Here is a 15,173-nt window from a genome sequence, read left to right as displayed (position 1 = left end):
CGGGATCTCCCTATTGCCCGCGGAACCGCGGCTCCCGCTTTTCCAGGAAGGCGCGCGTGCCTTCGCGCGCATCCGCCGAGGCGGCGGCGATCATGAACTGCATGCCTTCGATGGCCAGGCCTTCATCGATCGGTACATTGATGCCGCGCGTCACCGCGCGCAGCGCGGCGGACACCGCGATCGGCGAATGCCGCGCGATGCGATCGGCCAGCGCCAGGCTTTCGGTCAATAGTTCGGCGGCGTGCACCACACGGTTGACCAGGCCGATCTGGTAGGCGGTGTCGGCATCGATGGCGTCGCCAGTCAGGATCATCTCGTTGGCGCGCTTGCGGCCCACGTGGCGCGGCAGCCGCTGCGTGCCGCCGAACGTCGGGGGAAAGCCGAGCCGGATTTCCGGCTTGGAGAAGGTGGCGTGCGTGGCCGCGACGGCCAGGGTGCAGGCCTCCATCACCTCGCAGCCGCCGCCGAAGGCCAGGCCGTTGACGGCGGCGATCACGGGCTTGGGATAGGTCTCGAGGCGTCGTGTCATCGCCTGCCCGCGCAGCAGGAAGTGGCGGTGCGCCTGCTCGGGCGAGGCGACGATGTCCGGCGTGAAGCCGGCAATGTCGGCGCCAGCGCTGAAGGCGCGCTCGCCCTTGCCGGTGAGGATGACACAGCGCACCGAGGGATCGGACTCGATGGCGTCAAGGTGCGCCATCAGTTCGTCGATCAGGGCATAGCTGAGGGCGTTGAGCTTTTCCGGGCGGTTCAGCACCAGCAGGGCGTGCTGGCCGTGCCGCCGGGCGTCGATGTATGAAGTCATGCTTGGCTCTCCTGCACACTGGATCTGTCTGGATCCGTGGATGAGTGGGGTGGCGCGCAAGGCGCACCACATGTGCGGACCACGCCACGCGCGCAGATCGGGTAACATCCCGGGTCGGGCACGCGGACTCGCGTGCCTCTCGCCGCACGGCCGCCCTGGTGATCCCGGCGGGTGGCAGGTCCATGTGCCATGGTCGTCGCAAATCGTCCGCACCGGTCGGAAGTGTTGTCATCCCGGGTATTCCAGCCGCTCATGTCCATGCCGAGTCCCGCCGCGACCGCCGCGCTGCGCGCCATGTCGCTCGAAGCCATCCGCGGCTTCGAATGCACCGCCCGCCTGCTGTCGTTCACGGCGGCGGCCGAGGTGCTGTGCCTGACGCAATCCGCGGTCAGCAAGCAGGTGAAGAGCCTGGAGGACGCGCTCGGCGTCGCGCTGTTCGTGCGCAGCGGCAAGGGCCTGCGCCTGACGGCAGAAGGGCGCCAGTTCTACGAGGCGGCGCACATCGCCATCGGCCAGCTCGGCGAGGCCTGCGAGCGGCTGCTGGCCGCGGAGCGCAGCGCGGTCGCGGTCACCACCACGCCCTCGTTCGCCTCCTTGTGGCTGGTGCCCAAGCTGGCGCGCTTCCAGGCCCTGGAGCCCGGCATCGACGTGCGTGTCGATGCCTCGGAGCCCACCGCCAACCTGGAGCGCGAAGGCTTCGACCTGGGCATCCGCCTGAGCGACGGCGCCGATGGCGAACCGCTGCTGCTGCGCGAAAGGCTGATGCTGGTGGCCGCGCCCGCCGTGGCCGCACGCATCCGCCGCGCCGCCGACATCCTGCGCACGCCGCTGCTGGTCTATCACGATCCGGCCGGGCGCTTTCCCTGGATGTCGTGGGGTGACTGGTACCCGCGCCTGGGCCTGGTGCGCTCGCCCGGCCAGCCCTGCCTGTACTTCTCGGAGTACGAGCACGTGCTGCGCGCGGCCGCCCAGGGGGCCGGCGTGGCCATCGGGCGCACCCCGCTGGTGCTGCCGCAGCTGGCGCAGGGCCGGCTGCAGGTGGTATTGCCCGAGCAGACTGCGGACGGGGTTGGCTATCGCATCGTGGTGGCGCCGCAGGCGGCATCGCGCCCGGCCGTGCAGCGCTTCTGCCAGTGGATCGAAAGCGAACTGGCGGCGGAGATCATCGGCCAGCCTGGCTGAGCCGGCGGTCGGTGCCGCCGTAGGCCCGTGTCGCGGCAGCGCAGGGGAACACCAGCAAGAACACGAAGCATCACGAAGAAATTCGACGAATCACGAAGAAATTCGAAGGAACAGAAGCAGGAAGTGAACGCAGTCATAAGCATGTCCCAGCGCCGTACTGAGATCGACCTGATCCGCGGCATCGCGCTGATCTTTATCGTGGTGGACCACGTCAACGGCAGCGTGCTGGCCGACTACACCATCCGCAATTTCGCGCTGTTCGATGCCGCGGAGATCTTCGTCTTCCTGGCGGGCTATTCGGCGGCAGCGGCCTATCTCGCGATGGAGGCCCGCCACGGCGCGGACGCCGCGGGCCAGCGCCTGCGACGGCGCAGCTGGGAGATCTACAAGGCCTTCTTGCTGACCGGCGCGCTGATGCTGGCCTTCGGCCTGCTGCTGGCGATCTACCGCATCCCGGCGCCGGCGGTGCGCTCGACCGAGGCGCTGGTGTTCCAGGCGCATCCCTTCACCACGCTGGTGGAGCTGATCAGCCTGTCGCGCCAGCCCTTCGTCTCCGATGTGCTGCCGATGTACGCGGTTTTCATCGGGCTGGCCCCGCTGTCGATACGTGCGGCGCGGGCGCGCCCGCTCGCCTTCGTCGGCTGCAGCGTGGCGCTGTGGCTGATGGCGCCGGCGCTGACGTGGCTGCTGCCCAGCAGCGACGGCAATGGCTGGTCCTTCAATCCTTTCGCCTGGCAGTTGCTGTTCGGGCTGGGGACGCTGGCCCGGCTGCGCCCGGACGTGATGCTGCCGCAGCGCGCGCTGGGGCGCTCCCTGCTGACCCTGGCCGCCATCGCCATCGCGCTGTGCAGCGTGATGCTGGCCTATCTGTGGATGCGCCCCCATGTGTACGAACCGTGGCTGCCGGCCTGGGTGCCGGTGCTGCCATTCCCGGTGCCCAAGCAGAGCCTGGCGGCGCTGCGCCTGGTCAGCTTCCTCGGCCTCGCCTGGCTGGTCTACCTGGCAGCGCGCGCGGGCTGGGTGGCGCGGCTGGCCGAGGTGATGGGGCCGGTGGTGCAGATCGGGCGGCATAGCCTGTTCTGCTTCGTCTTCGGCGCCTCCCTCTCGGTGATGATCGAGGGCTTCACCTATGGCGTGGCGGGCGGGCGGCCGACGCGGCCGATCGCGCTCACCGGCGACCTGATCGCGGTCGCGCTGCTGCTCGTCATCGGCGGCTGGTGGGGGCGGCGCAAGGAAGCGCGGCGCTACCAGGCCGCCTGATCCTGCCGCCGGCGCGCGCCGACACGGTTGCGCCGCGGACGGAGGCTTCGCCTAGACTCCTTGGGAGGTGCGGCCGCGGCAGGCCGCGCTCACGTGCGGCGGCCGCGTGGCGCGCCCGCCGCAACGCCGATGCACGTGGGGCGCGCGAGGCGTCCCGGTCTCAAGGAGAACGGCGATGGCAACCCGGATCCAGGTGGTCTTCTACAGCATGTATGGCCACATCTACAAAATGGCCGAGGCGGTGGTGGCGGGGGCGCACGAAGCAGGTGACGTCGAGGTGACGTTGCTGCAGGTGCCCGAGCTGGTGCCCGACGCGGTGCTGGAAAAGAGCGGCGCGAAGGCCGCACGTGCCGCGTTCGCGCATGTGCCGCTGGCGGAGCCCGCACGACTGGCGGAAGCCGATGCGATCCTGTTCGGCACGCCTACGCGCTTCGGCAATATGTGCGCGCAGATGCGCAACTTTCTCGATCAGACCGGCGGCCTGTGGATGAGCGGCGGCCTCATCGGCAAGGTCGGCAGCGTCTTTACCAGCACCGCCAGCCAGCACGGCGGACAGGAAACCACCATCACCAGCTTCCATTCGACGCTGCTGCACCAGGGCATGATCGTGGTCGGCGTGCCTTACTCGGAAGCACGCCTGCTCGATATGAGCGCGCTCAGCGGCGGGACGCCCTATGGCGCCTCGACAGTGACGGCGGGAGACGGCTCGCGCCAACCCAGCGAGAACGAGCTGGCCATCGCGCGCTTCCAGGGCCGGCATGTCGCCGGCATTGCCAAGCGGCTGGCCGCGCGGTAGCCGCACACCCCTGCACTCCCGCGCGATTGCCCCTTCACGCTGACCAACCGCCGCGGCTGGCGTAGCCGGCCCTGGCCGGAGGATCGATCATGATGCTCGACTGGAATGCCTACCGCAAGCAACTGCTCGCCACCATCGCCGACATGGCCAAGCTGAGCCCGGAGACCGTGCACGGCTACGGCCAGCTCAGTGAAGCCGGTGCCAAGACCGGCCACCTTGATGCCAAGACGCGCGAACTGATCTCGCTGGCCGTGGCGGTGACGCGGCAGTGCGATGGTTGCATCACCATCCACGCCGAAGCCGCGGCCAAGCGCGGGGCCACGCGCGAGGAAGTGATGGAGGCGCTTGGCGTGGCCATTGCCATGAATGCCGGCGCCGCGCTGGTCTATTCGGCCCGCGTGATGGATGCCTTTGCCGCCAAGACGCCTTAGCCGGCCTTATCCGGTCTTATCCGCGGCACGCGTGACGGGCGCCCTCAGCGCCGCACGCACGCGCCGGCGCAGCACCGGCAGCAGCTCGTGCTCGAACCAGGGATGGTGCTTGAACCAGCCCTGGTTGCGCGGCGAGGGGTGGGGCAGGGGGATCACGGCCGGACCGTAGCTGGCGAAAGCCGCCACGGTCTCGGTCAGGTTGGCGCGCGCCGCACTGCCCAGGAAGCGCCGTTGCGCGTACTGGCCGAGCAGCAGCGTCAGCCGGATGTCCGGCAGCTCGGCCAGCAGCGCGTCCAGCCACAGCGGCGCGCATTCGCTGCGCGGCGGCAGGTCGCCGCTCTTGCCCCGGCCCGGGTAGCAGAACCCCATCGGCACCAGTGCGATGCGCGAGGCATCGTAGAAGAGGTCCTTGTCCACGCCCATCCACTGGCGCAGCCGCTCGCCGCTGGCGTCGTCCCAGGGCACGCCGCTGGCATGCACGCGCGCCCCAGGTGCCTGCCCGACCACCAGGATGCGCGCCCCGGTGCCGGCCTGCAGCACCGGCCGCGGGCCCAGCGGCAGGCTTGCCGCGCAGGCGCGGCAGGCGCGTATCTCGGTGAGCAGGGCGTCGAGCCCGCCGGGGTGGCGGGCGACGGGCAGGACGGGTCTGGTCTTCATGCGGGGCCGGCGCCGGAGCGCCGCGTGAGGGGCAGGGCGGGGTTCAGGGAACGACGGACAGGAACAGGTAGGCCGCGAAGATGGCCAGATGTACCACGCCTTGCAGGATGGTGGTGCGGCCCATCCCCAGTGTCAATGTGCTGACCACCACCGTCAGCGCCAGCAGCACCATCTCCTTGGGGCCCAGCCCGAGTGTCAGCGGCTGGCCCACCACGATGAACACCGCCGCCACGGTCGGGATGGTCAGCCCGATGCTCGCCAGCGCCGAACCCAGCGCCAGGTTCATGCTGGTCTGCAGGCGGTCCGCCTGCGCCGCGCGCAGCGCAGCCAGGCCTTCGGGCAGCAGCACCATGGCCGCGATGATGATGCCGACCACCGCCGCCGGCGCGCCGGCACGCGCCACCGCCGACTCGACCACCGGCGACAGCACCTTGGCCAGGCCCACCACCGCGACCAGGCAGACCATCAGCATCAGCAGGCTGGTCATGGCCATGCGCAGCGGTGGGGGCGGCGCGTGTACGCTCTCGTCCGAGTTGCCCGCCACCAGGAAGTAGTCGCGGTGGCGCAGCGTCTGCACGAAGACGAAGACGAAATACAGCACCAGCGCGATGATGCCGGAGAAGGCCAGTTGCGGCGGCGACAGCACCGGGCCCGGCACCGTGCTGGTGTAGTTGGGCAGGACCATGGTCAGCGTCAGCAGCGCGGCCAGCACCGCCAGCGCGGCATTGGCGCCGGGCGCCTTGAAGGCCTGCTCGCGGTGGCGCAGGCCGCCGACGAACAAGCATAGGCCGACGATGCCGTTGCAGATGATCATCACTGCCGCGAACACCGTGTCGCGTGCCAGCGCTGCCTTCTCCGGGCCGGAGGACAGCATCACCGAGACGATCAGCGAGACCTCGATCACCGTCACGGCCACGGCCAGCACCAGCGTGCCGAAGGGCTCGCCGACCCGGTGGGCCACCACCTCGGCGTGGTGGACCGCCGAGAAGACCGCGCCCGCCAGCGCCAGCGCGGCGATCCAGAGCACCCAGCCCTGGTCGGGTAGCGCCATGTTGACGCCGAGGACCGCCCACGCGCCCAGGGGCGCCCAGATAGTCCATGCCGGCAGCTTGTTCGAGGCCAATGCCATCCAGTATTCCTTTCGATTTTTCGATTTCTGTTTGTCGGGGATCGCACCGGCAGCGCTCTGTGCATGGCGCTGGATACGGGTGACCAGGGGTATGGCAAGGTTGATGGACCAGGGTTCCGTGCCATTTCAAGAACTTAGACTGACTTCCCGATTTTAGTCGAGGACTTTCGCTGCAATTGGAGAAATTGCCAGCCGTTTCTTTGCTCCGCTGTCGAACGTCTACGATCCCTCGCGCGACTACTGACAGGCCCCGGCGCAGCGGGGCGCCTGGCGACGTTGCGCCGAAAACCGCAAAATCTGCAAATCCGCCTTAGCTACATTGCGTTCCAAGGAGACCGCATGAAGCCTGAAACCCTCGTCCAGTACGGCCAGCGCTTGGACCCCGTCCTGCGCTGGCTGGCAAGCCACCCCGACTCCGACCCGGACCTGTACCAGTTGGCGGACCTGGCCTGCCTGTCGCCGTACCACTTCCACCGCGTGTACCGCGCGATGATGGGAGAAACGGTGAACGCCACGGTGCAGCGCATCCGCATGCACCGCGCGGCAGCCGCGCTGCTGGGTTCGCAGGATTCCTTGCGTGACGTTGCGCAGCGCGCCGGCTACGAGTCGGACGCGGCGTTCAACCGGGCATTCGGCACGACCTTCGGCATATCGCCGGGGCGCTACCGGGCGGCCCGCTCCGGTCCCTTCGACCCACAGGAGCTAGGCATGTACCCCATCAAGATCGAGACCTTCCCCGGCGCCGTGCTGGCCGCGCTGCCCCATCAAGGCAGCTACCAGGAAATCGGTCCGATGTTCTCCCGCGTCTTCATGCTGGCCGCCAGCCGCGGCATTGCGCGGCCGGAAACCATCGGCTACGGCGTGTACTTCGGCGACCCCGAGCAGGTGCCAGCCAGCCAGCAGCGTTCCATGGCCGGCGTGTCGGTCGCGCCCGACGCCGACCTCGGCCCCGAACTGCAGCGCTTCGAGATCCCGGAAGGCCGTTGCGCCATCCTGACCTACACCGGGCCGTACAACGAGATGCACAAGCCCTACAACTGGATGTTCTCGCAATGGCTGCCGGGCAGCGGCGAAGTGCCGGCCGACTTCCCCATGTTCGAGCAGTACCTGAACGACCCGCGCACCACGCCGCCGGCGCAATTGCAGACGCGCATCTGCCTGCCGCTGAAATAGGCGGGCCCAGGGCGGGCGCAGGCGCCCCGTGTCGCCGGACGAGCCTTCCCAGGCTCGTCCGGCAGCCCTACAATCCCGCGTCGCGCGGGGACCGTATCAACGGGAGGACACCGCGAGCCGGCCTGTCTTGGACAGGCCGAACCACAAGACCAAGGAAATCCATGAAGAAGACTCTTGCCGCGGCGCTGTCGCTTGCCGCCGCGCTGGCTGCCGTGCCCGCGCTGGCCGCCTATCCCGACCGCCCGGTCACGCTGGTGGTGCCCTACGCGGCGGGAGGCAGTAACGACCTGGTGGCGCGCGTGCTCGGCCAGCGCCTGGGGCGCGAGCTGGGAGTCTCGGTAGTGGTGGACAACGCGCCGGGGGCCAGCGGCACGATCGGTGCGCTCAAGACCATCAGCGCAGCACCGGACGGCTATACCCTGCTGCTGGGCTCCAACAGCGAGATCTCGATCGCCCGCCTGACCAATCCGCGCATCAAGTACGACGGCCAGCGCGACCTGGTGCCGCTGCGCATGGTGGGCTCGCAGCCGATGGTGCTGGTCTCGGGCGCGCAGTCGGGCATCCGCGGCATCGATGGCTTCCTGGCGCTGGCCAAGAGCAAGAAGCCGGTCAACTACGGCACCTCGGGCATCGGCACGCCGCTGCACCTGTCGGGCGAACTGATCCGCAGCGCCAGCAAGGTCGACATGACCCATGTGCCCTACAAGGGTGGCGCGCCGGCGATCGCCGACCTCATGGCCAACCAGATCGAGCTGGGCGTGCTGGTGCTGTCGACGGCGCTGCCGCAGATCAAGTCGGGCAAGCTCCGGGCCATCGGCGTGACCTCGGCCGCGCGCTCGCACGCGGCGCCCAATATTCCGGCGCTGGCCGAGAACAAGACGCTGTCGGGCATCGACATGCGCCTGTGGTTCGGCGTGTTCGCGCCGGCCGGCACGCCCAAGGCGGTCACCGACAAGCTGTCGGAGGCACTGGCTCACGCCATCAACGATCCGGAGGTGAAGAGCAAGCTGTCGGAGTCGGGCGTCGATATCGATGCCAAGGACGGTGCGGCCTTCCGTGCGTTCATCGCCAAGGAAACGGATGCCTACCGCAAGATTGTCAGCGAGGCCAACATCCAGGAGTGAGGGCGCTATCGCCGGCCCTGCAGGCCATGCCGGCGCCTCAGTCAGTCGTGCTGGGGCTCCAGTAGGCCTGCGATACGAAGGGCTTCAGCACCAGATCATCCACCACGCGATCGAGTTCGTCCGAGTCGACCGAGGTGCTCAGCAGGGTAGCGACGATTTCAACATCGTCCTCGCCGAAGGTTTCCACGTCGAGATCGCCCACCGGGTAGCTGGCGTGTTCCAGGCAATCCTCGAGCGCGGCCAGCGCCTGCTTGCCGTGCTCGCGCGGCGCGATCACGCGCATCTGGTAGGTGACTTCGGTGGAGGCGTCGTCGATCGGCGCGCGGTTGATGGTGTTGACCACCGGGCGCAGCAGCGTGTTGGCGGCCAGCACGAACAGCGAGGAGAGCAGCGCTTCGGCGGCGAAGCCCGCGCCGGCGCAGGCGCCTACCGCGGCGGAACCCCACAAGGTGGCGGCGGTGTTGAGCCCGCGCACATTGATGCCTTCTTTCATGATGGCGCCGGCGCCGAGGAAGCCCACGCCCGAAACGACGTAGGCGATCACGCGCACCGCGCCGTCGCCGCCGCCCAGGCGGAAGGCCAGGTCGACGAAGACCGCGGAGCCGACCGCGACCAACGCATTGGTGCGCAGCCCCGCGGTACGTTGCCGGAACTGGCGTTCCAGCCCGATCGCGGAGCCGAGCACGAATGCGAGGGCCAGGCAGGTCAGGGTATCCAGCAGCGGCAGCCACTGGAAGTTGTCGATCATACGCACGAAATGCTCCTTTGCCGCCAGCACGACAGGCGGCAGCTGTCAGCCCGCAAGCCTAGTCGGCACGCATGGCAGGCGCGTGACGTCCCGGCCGGAGCTGGCGTACGGATGCGCGTAGCACGAACCCGCCGGCCAAGCCGGAGACGAGGCGAAGTATTAGCGAAGTATCAGGGATGGGCCGCGGGCCCGGAGCAGGCCCGCGGCAATTCGCTCAGCCCTGGCGGCCGCCGAGCAGGCGGCGCAGCCATGCCAGTGCATGCTGCGCGCCCGCCGCGCGGATAGCGCGCATGCGGTCGGCGTCGTGGGTGGCGATTTCGGGGTGACGGAAGTCGGGCAGCAGGATGGAGTGCTTCATTGGAATTCTCCTGTCGGGGCCCAAGCTTGGCGCCGCTCAGTCAGGCTTGGCAGCGGACGGCGCCGTCGATCGGGCAGGGTAGTGGCATGCGCGCCGGCCATGCGCGGCGCGCGACGGATCGGGTCGAGGACTACAAGGGTCGTCGGGCATCGTGGATCTCCCTGGCTGCGGTTGAACAAATTGGGGCGGCCTGAGGCCGGCATCCCGTCGGCATGACGGGCGAGGACGCGCGCTGCCGCGCAATATGCGGCATGCAGGCGGCCAAAATCCGGCCTCATCGCGAGCGACGGGCGCTGGCGACAGACGATACGGGTAAAGCGTGCTGGATGCGGGTAGCCGGAATGGCTGGGCGCGCACCGTCTTGCAAATCCTGCCAGACGGTGGCCTAGAAAAACGGCGGGTGTGTCTGGCGGGGATTACTGCTTGACCAACGAATCAGGACAACTGAAAGTGTCCAATTGGGAACCCCAAGGCTTTTAAGAACGGACGATGTTAAAGGAAGGATGCGTGCTTGTCAAGCCTCCCGGGACGGCAGCACGGTCCGGGCGGGCGGGCCGGTCGTTCCTATAATGGGTTGAGGCCGCCGCGCAAGCCGGCCTGCGCCGCCGTGGCATGCGCGTGCTGCGGTCGCCGGAGCGCCTTCCTTCACCCGATGACAAGACGAGGCAGACATCATGCAGAGTAGCGAAGCAGTGCTGACGCAGGCTCGCGCCGCCCTGGCGCATGTGCCCTTCCATGGTCACCCCCAACACCCGGTCATTCACATGCGCCTGTCCGAGGGCGCGCTGCTGCTCGAAGGCGAGGTAGCCGACATCGTCGACAAGACGCGGACCGCGGCGCAGATGCGCCGCGTCGAAGGCGTGTCCAGCGTGATCGATCACCTGTGTGTCTCGGACGGGGGCGAACCGGTGGGTGACGGCGAGCTGCGCGACGCGGTGTGCGACCGCCTGCTCGACGATATCGACTTCCGCAACTGCCGCATCAGCGTGCAGGCGAAAGGGCGCAGCAAGGAACTGCGCGAGGCGGGCGAAGACAGCGCGGGCGAGATCGAAGTGGCGGCCAGCGACGGCGTGGTCACGCTGACTGGGCGCGTGATCAGCCTGTCGCACATGCGGCTGGCCGGCGTGCTGGCCTGGTGGTCGCCGGGCTGCCGTTGCGTGGTCAACGATTTGAAGGTGGAGCCGGCCGAAGACGACAGCGATGACGAAATCACCGAGGCCCTGCACTTGGTGCTCGAGACCGATGTCTTCGTCGACGCGGAGCAGATCGGCGTGCGCACCGAGAACCGCGTGGTGACGCTGGAGGGCAGCGCCAGCAATGAAGCGTCGCGGCGCCAGGCCGAGCGCGACGCCTGGTACGTGCAGGGCGTGGAAAACGTCGTGAACCACATCGAGCTGGTCGGCTAGCGGTCGGCGCGGGCGCCGCTCGTATGCCCCTGGCGTTTGCCGCGCGCCCGCGGCCGCGCCTGCCGCCCGCGCCAGCCGTTCGCTGTCCGCGTTCGTCGCGGCTGCCGAGCGTGCCGGCTGCGCGCGGCATCCGCCCGACAGGCGCAGCCGGTCAGGAGGGCGCATCATGGCAACGTACCTGGTGCTCTTGAACTTCACGGACCAGGGCATCCGTACCGTCAAGGACACCACCAAGCGCGCGGCGGCATTCCGCGAAATGGCCGCCAAGGCCGGTATCCAGGTGAAGGACCTCTACTGGACCCTCGGGCAGTACGATCTGGCTTGCGTCCTCGATGCACCCGACGATGCCACCGCGACCGCGCTCGGGCTTTCGCTCGGCGCGGCGGGCAATGTCCGCTCGCAGACCTTGCGGGCGTTTTCCGCGCAGGAGATGGATGGCATCCTGAGCCGCATGCCTTAGGCAGCATGTGGTCCGGCCGGCCGCGTTGCGAAACGCGGCCGGGCCACGCGGCAAGTGTGGGAAATGCCGCTTCGTGTTTCAGGGGGCTGGTGCGGCCGGCGGCGTGCCGAAGGCCTGCTGGCAGCAGGCCAGCCATGCCCGCGCGGCGCGCGACAGGTAGCTCTCGCGCCAGACCAGGCCGAGTTCCCAGGCCAGGTGCGGCGCTGCCAGTGGCCGCACGGCGATGCGTGCCGGGTCCAGGCTGCGCGCGATCGGCTCGGGCAGCAGCGCGATGCCGACGTCGGCGGCGACGAGTTCGCCGATGAAATCCCAGTGGCGGCTCTGCCCGGCGATCGGCGGCAGGAAGCCCGCTGCCTCGCAGGCGTCGAGGATGACGCGGTAGAGCACGAAATCGTCTTCATACATCACGAACGGCTCGCCGGCCAGGTCCGCCAGGCGTACAGGTCCGGTCCGCCGGGGTGCCCGCGCGGCCGGATAGATCACCGTCAGTGCATGGCGCGTCACCGGCAGTGCCGACAGCCCGGGCACCGTGGTCGGCAGCACCGTGACGCCGAGGTCCAGCTCGCCGGACGCCACGCCTTCTTCCAGCGCGCGGCCGCCCTGCTCGCGCAGCCGCAGCGCCACGCCGGGGTACTGTTTGCGATAGGCGCCGATGACAGGGGCGAAATAGCGGCCCGCCATCGGCGGGATGCCCACCGCCAGCTCGCCGCGCGCCATGCCATCGACCTCGGCCACTTCCTGGCGCAGGCGCGTCACCTCCGCCAGCACGGCCTGCGCGCGCGCCAGCACCACCTTGCCCGCATCGGTGAGCTGGACCGTGCGGCCCTCGCGCAGCAGCAACGGGCCGCCCAGTTCATCCTCCAGCGCCTTGATCATCTTGCTGATGGTCGGCTGGGTCACATGCAGCGTGCCGGCGGCGCGCGTGAAGCCACCCTGGCGCACCACTTCAACGAAATAGCGAAGGCCGCGGATATCCATATTTCTATTCCAATGCGGAATCGAAAGAATAATTTATATTCATTTTATATATCGATTGGGGCTTCGTACACTAGGGGCATTGTTTTTCTGTCCACGCCCCCGGCCGCTCCGGCCGCTCCTGCCGCCTGAGGCGGCCCGATTCCAGATCATGCACGCCGCATCGCCTTCCTCCGGCCCCACCGTCCGCCCGGCCGGGCCGCGCTCCCGCCCTGACTCCCGCCCTGACTCCGCTTCCCGCCTGCGCACCGGCGCCACCGCCCTGTGCCAGGTGGTGGCGCTGTCGGCGCTGTGGCTGCTGGCGGACTGGTTGCGCGGGCGCCTCGGGCTGCCGCTGCCGGCGGGGCTGATCGGCCTGCTGGTGCTGGCAGTCCTGCTGTTCGCCGGCGTGATCCGCTCCGGATGGATCCGCGGCGGCGCCAACTGGCTGCTGGGCGAGATGCTGCTGTTCTTTATCCCTGCCGTGCTGGCGGTCGTGCAGTATCCGCAACTGGTGCGCCACGATGGCTGGCGCATCTGCGCGGTCATCGGCAGCAGCACGGTGGCCGTGATGGTGGTCACGGCGCTGGTGGTCGACCGGATCTACCGCCTCGAACTTTGGCTGGCGCGCCGCCAGCGGGGGCAGCACCATGTCTGACGCTCTGCTGGCCGGCGTGTGCCTTGCCGCCACGCTCGCTCTCTACTATCTGAACAAGTACGTCTATGCGCGGCGCGCCAGCCTGCTGCTGATGCCGCTGCTGGCCACGCCGGCGGTGCTGATCGCGCTGGTGCTGGCCGCGCATATTCCATACCGCGACTATATCGCCGACACGCGCTGGCTGATGTGGCTGCTCGGCCCGGCCACGGTGGCGTTCGCGCTCCCCATCTACGACCACCGCGCGATGGTGCGCAAGCACTGGTTGTCGATCTCGGTGGGCGTGATTGCGGCCGTGCTGACCTCGGTGGTGAGCTCGGTCTGGCTCGCGCGCTGGCTCGGCCTGTCGGTTGCCTTGCAGAAGGGCCTGGCGGTGCGCTCGGTCACCACGCCTTTCGCGGTGGAGGCGGTGCGTTCGCTGGGCGGTCCAGCCGACCTGGCCGCGGTCTTCGTGGTGATCACCGGCCTGACCGGCATGGCCATCGGCGAGCTGGTGCTGTCCTTGCTGCCGATGGTGCGCAGCCGGCTGGCCCAGGGCGCCATCTTCGGTGCCGCGGCGCACGGGGCCGGCACCGCCAAGGCGCGCCAGCTCGGCGAGGTACAGGGCGTGGTGGCGTCGCTGGTGATGATGATCGCGGGGCTGGTGAGCGTGCTGGGGGCGCCGCTGATCCGCATGTGCTTCTTCTAGCCGGGTAAGCCGGGCACCGGCACTGCCGCGCGCAGGCTCGTTGCCAAGCGGGTAACATTGGGCGCTGCCGCGGCACGGTCCGCAGCGCATCTCCACCAGGAAAGCCATGACACAAGCGCTCAAGATCGATTTTGTTTCCGACATCGCATGCCCATGGTGTGCGATCGGCCTGTCCTCGCTCCAGCTTGCGCTATCGCGCCTCGGCGACGCGGTGGACGCCCGTATCGTCATGCATCCCTTCGAGCTGAATCCGCAGATGGGGCCGGAGGGCGAGGCCATCGTCGATTATCTCGGCAAGAAGTACGGGCGCACGCCGGCGCAGATCGCCGAGACGCAGGCCATGATCCGCGAGCGTGGCGCCAGCGTCGGCTTTGCCTTCGGTCCGCGCACGCACGTGTACAACACCTTCGACGCACACCGCCTGCTGCACTGGGCCGGCATCGAAGGCAGGCAGCTGCCCCTCAAGCTGGCGCTGCTGCGGGCCTACCATGGCGATGGCAAGGATCCGAGCAATCATGACGTCCTGGTCGAAGCCGCGGCATCGGTCGGACTCGATGCCGCGCAGGCGCGCCAGGTGCTGCAACGCGGTGACTATGCCGATGAGGTGCGCGCGCAGGAACGGGAATACCAGGCAATGGGAATCCAGTCGGTGCCGTCCATCATCTTCAATGATCGCTACCTGGTGACCGGCGGACAGCCCGTGGAAGCCTTCGAGGAAGCGATCCGCCAGGTTCTGGCCGATACAGCAACAAGCGCGCCGGACTGAAGTGCAATCCATGGATTGCCGCCATGTCGGCGATGCATGGGGCTGGCAGACGCACGCCCGCCTGCCATCGTCCAGGATGGCCGGCGCTGCCCTACGTCGCTGCGTTGGTGCGTCGCGCGCCTGCGCGCGTCAGAACGCCTGCGATGCGGCGTCGTGGTCGCGCACCACGCCGTTCATCACATCCAGCAGCATGACCGGGCCGAGCGGAATGGCGGCTTCGATCTGCCGCATGTAGCCGAGCAACTGGTGCTTGGCGTCCTCGGCGAAGGCGGAGGGCACGCCTTCGTCATCGTGCAGGATGACGTAGGAGCGGGCGAAGCCGTAGAGCAGGTAGTAGGCGCTGGCATGAGCGGGGTCGCTGGACATCAGCGCGTGCATGTGCGTCTTGACGGCGAGGAAGGCGTCCGTGCCCGGCGCGCTGGCTTCGAACTCGTCTGCGATATGGCTGAGATGCATGATGGCCTCGTCCTGTGCAGGTCGATGGATCCGCGGCGCGGTCGCCGCCCCGATTGAGCATCTTTCCACCGGAAGGGGGAGGGCGCAAGAGCCGCCCGCGGCCGGCGCGCGGGAACCCTGTCCCATGC

The 15,173-nt window shown here is 68.7% G+C and carries 18 protein-coding genes; 11 read left to right on the top strand and 7 right to left on the bottom strand.

Annotated features, from left to right (window positions below):
• Positions 1-10: 10 nt before the first annotated feature.
• Entirely contained in the window at positions 11-802 is a 792-nt protein-coding gene (locus tag AC1Z3O_RS29130; RefSeq protein ID WP_483519893.1) for a crotonase/enoyl-CoA hydratase family protein, read from the bottom strand.
• Positions 803-1,054: 252 nt separating this feature from the next.
• Between AC1Z3O_RS29130 and AC1Z3O_RS29125 the strand changes: the two genes are divergently transcribed.
• The 4 genes from AC1Z3O_RS29125 (at position 1,055) to AC1Z3O_RS29110 (ending at position 4,471) form a co-directional block, all read left to right on the top strand.
• A complete protein-coding gene (locus AC1Z3O_RS29125; RefSeq protein WP_483519891.1) occupies positions 1,055-1,984 on the top strand; it encodes a LysR substrate-binding domain-containing protein in 930 nt (309 codons plus the stop codon).
• Between the two features lie 141 nt (positions 1,985-2,125).
• Positions 2,126-3,244: an OpgC domain-containing protein gene (locus tag AC1Z3O_RS29120; protein WP_483519889.1), complete on the top strand. Its 1,119-nt coding sequence runs from the start codon at positions 2,126-2,128 to the stop codon at positions 3,242-3,244.
• A 175-nt stretch (positions 3,245-3,419) separates the two neighbouring features.
• The gene (gene wrbA / locus AC1Z3O_RS29115; RefSeq protein ID WP_483519887.1) at positions 3,420-4,040 is read left to right on the top strand and encodes an NAD(P)H:quinone oxidoreductase; all 621 of its coding nucleotides are present in this window, start codon (positions 3,420-3,422) and stop codon (positions 4,038-4,040) included.
• Positions 4,041-4,132: 92 nt separating this feature from the next.
• Positions 4,133-4,471: a carboxymuconolactone decarboxylase family protein gene (locus tag AC1Z3O_RS29110; RefSeq protein WP_483522066.1), complete on the top strand. Its 339-nt coding sequence runs from the start codon at positions 4,133-4,135 to the stop codon at positions 4,469-4,471.
• Between the two features lie 6 nt (positions 4,472-4,477).
• Here AC1Z3O_RS29110 and AC1Z3O_RS29105 read toward each other — a convergent pair whose 3' ends face one another.
• Both AC1Z3O_RS29105 and AC1Z3O_RS29100 read right to left on the bottom strand, forming a co-directional pair.
• Positions 4,478-5,128 (bottom strand): uracil-DNA glycosylase family protein, encoded by a 651-nt coding sequence (locus AC1Z3O_RS29105; protein ID WP_483519885.1) that lies wholly within the window; start codon positions 5,126-5,128, stop codon positions 4,478-4,480.
• A 43-nt stretch (positions 5,129-5,171) separates the two neighbouring features.
• Positions 5,172-6,257 (bottom strand): calcium:cation antiporter, encoded by a 1,086-nt coding sequence (locus AC1Z3O_RS29100; RefSeq protein WP_483519883.1) that lies wholly within the window; start codon positions 6,255-6,257, stop codon positions 5,172-5,174.
• Between the two features lie 339 nt (positions 6,258-6,596).
• On the opposite strand from AC1Z3O_RS29100, the gene AC1Z3O_RS29095 reads away from it, so the two are divergent.
• Positions 6,597-7,430, top strand: a complete 834-nt coding sequence (locus AC1Z3O_RS29095; RefSeq protein WP_483519881.1) for an AraC family transcriptional regulator — start codon at positions 6,597-6,599, stop codon at positions 7,428-7,430.
• Between the two features lie 161 nt (positions 7,431-7,591).
• Complete coding sequence (locus tag AC1Z3O_RS29090; RefSeq protein ID WP_483519879.1) at positions 7,592-8,554, top strand: Bug family tripartite tricarboxylate transporter substrate binding protein; 963 nt, start codon at positions 7,592-7,594, stop codon at positions 8,552-8,554.
• A gap of 37 nt (positions 8,555-8,591) precedes the next feature.
• Here AC1Z3O_RS29090 and AC1Z3O_RS29085 read toward each other — a convergent pair whose 3' ends face one another.
• The gene (locus tag AC1Z3O_RS29085; protein ID WP_483522065.1) at positions 8,592-9,302 is read right to left on the bottom strand and encodes an MgtC/SapB family protein; all 711 of its coding nucleotides are present in this window, start codon (positions 9,300-9,302) and stop codon (positions 8,592-8,594) included.
• Positions 9,303-9,516: 214 nt separating this feature from the next.
• On the bottom strand, positions 9,517-9,660 hold the full coding sequence (locus tag AC1Z3O_RS29080) for a hypothetical protein (RefSeq protein ID WP_483519877.1): 144 nt from the start codon (positions 9,658-9,660) through the stop codon (positions 9,517-9,519).
• A 674-nt stretch (positions 9,661-10,334) separates the two neighbouring features.
• Here AC1Z3O_RS29080 and AC1Z3O_RS29075 point away from each other — a divergent pair.
• The gene (locus AC1Z3O_RS29075) at positions 10,335-11,066 is read left to right on the top strand and encodes a BON domain-containing protein (RefSeq protein WP_483519875.1); all 732 of its coding nucleotides are present in this window, start codon (positions 10,335-10,337) and stop codon (positions 11,064-11,066) included.
• A gap of 166 nt (positions 11,067-11,232) precedes the next feature.
• Positions 11,233-11,526 carry a GYD domain-containing protein gene (locus AC1Z3O_RS29070; RefSeq protein ID WP_483519873.1) on the top strand — a complete coding sequence of 98 codons (294 nt, stop codon included), beginning with the start codon at positions 11,233-11,235 and terminating at the stop codon, positions 11,524-11,526.
• A gap of 78 nt (positions 11,527-11,604) precedes the next feature.
• Here AC1Z3O_RS29070 and AC1Z3O_RS29065 read toward each other — a convergent pair whose 3' ends face one another.
• Positions 11,605-12,504, bottom strand: a complete 900-nt coding sequence (locus AC1Z3O_RS29065) for a LysR substrate-binding domain-containing protein (RefSeq protein WP_483519871.1) — start codon at positions 12,502-12,504, stop codon at positions 11,605-11,607.
• Between the two features lie 148 nt (positions 12,505-12,652).
• Here AC1Z3O_RS29065 and AC1Z3O_RS29060 point away from each other — a divergent pair, with 148 nt between their 5' ends.
• From AC1Z3O_RS29060 to AC1Z3O_RS29050, 3 genes are all read left to right on the top strand, one after another.
• Complete coding sequence (locus AC1Z3O_RS29060; RefSeq protein ID WP_483519869.1) at positions 12,653-13,138, top strand: CidA/LrgA family protein; 486 nt, start codon at positions 12,653-12,655, stop codon at positions 13,136-13,138.
• Positions 13,131-13,823, top strand: coding sequence for an LrgB family protein (locus tag AC1Z3O_RS29055; protein ID WP_483519867.1), 693 nt, complete (start codon positions 13,131-13,133; stop codon positions 13,821-13,823). The genes AC1Z3O_RS29060 and AC1Z3O_RS29055 overlap by 8 nt, the downstream gene beginning before the upstream one ends.
• A 106-nt stretch (positions 13,824-13,929) precedes the next feature.
• Positions 13,930-14,589 carry a DsbA family oxidoreductase gene (locus AC1Z3O_RS29050; RefSeq protein ID WP_483519865.1) on the top strand — a complete coding sequence of 220 codons (660 nt, stop codon included), beginning with the start codon at positions 13,930-13,932 and terminating at the stop codon, positions 14,587-14,589.
• Positions 14,590-14,718: 129 nt separating this feature from the next.
• On the opposite strand, the gene AC1Z3O_RS29045 is transcribed toward AC1Z3O_RS29050, so the two are convergent.
• Positions 14,719-15,045: a hypothetical protein gene (locus tag AC1Z3O_RS29045; RefSeq protein WP_483519863.1), complete on the bottom strand. Its 327-nt coding sequence runs from the start codon at positions 15,043-15,045 to the stop codon at positions 14,719-14,721.
• Positions 15,046-15,173: the final 128 nt, after the last annotated feature.

The organism is Cupriavidus sp. 09_S30 (assembly GCF_056930435.1).
This window is presented reverse-complemented; position numbering and strand designations above follow the sequence as displayed.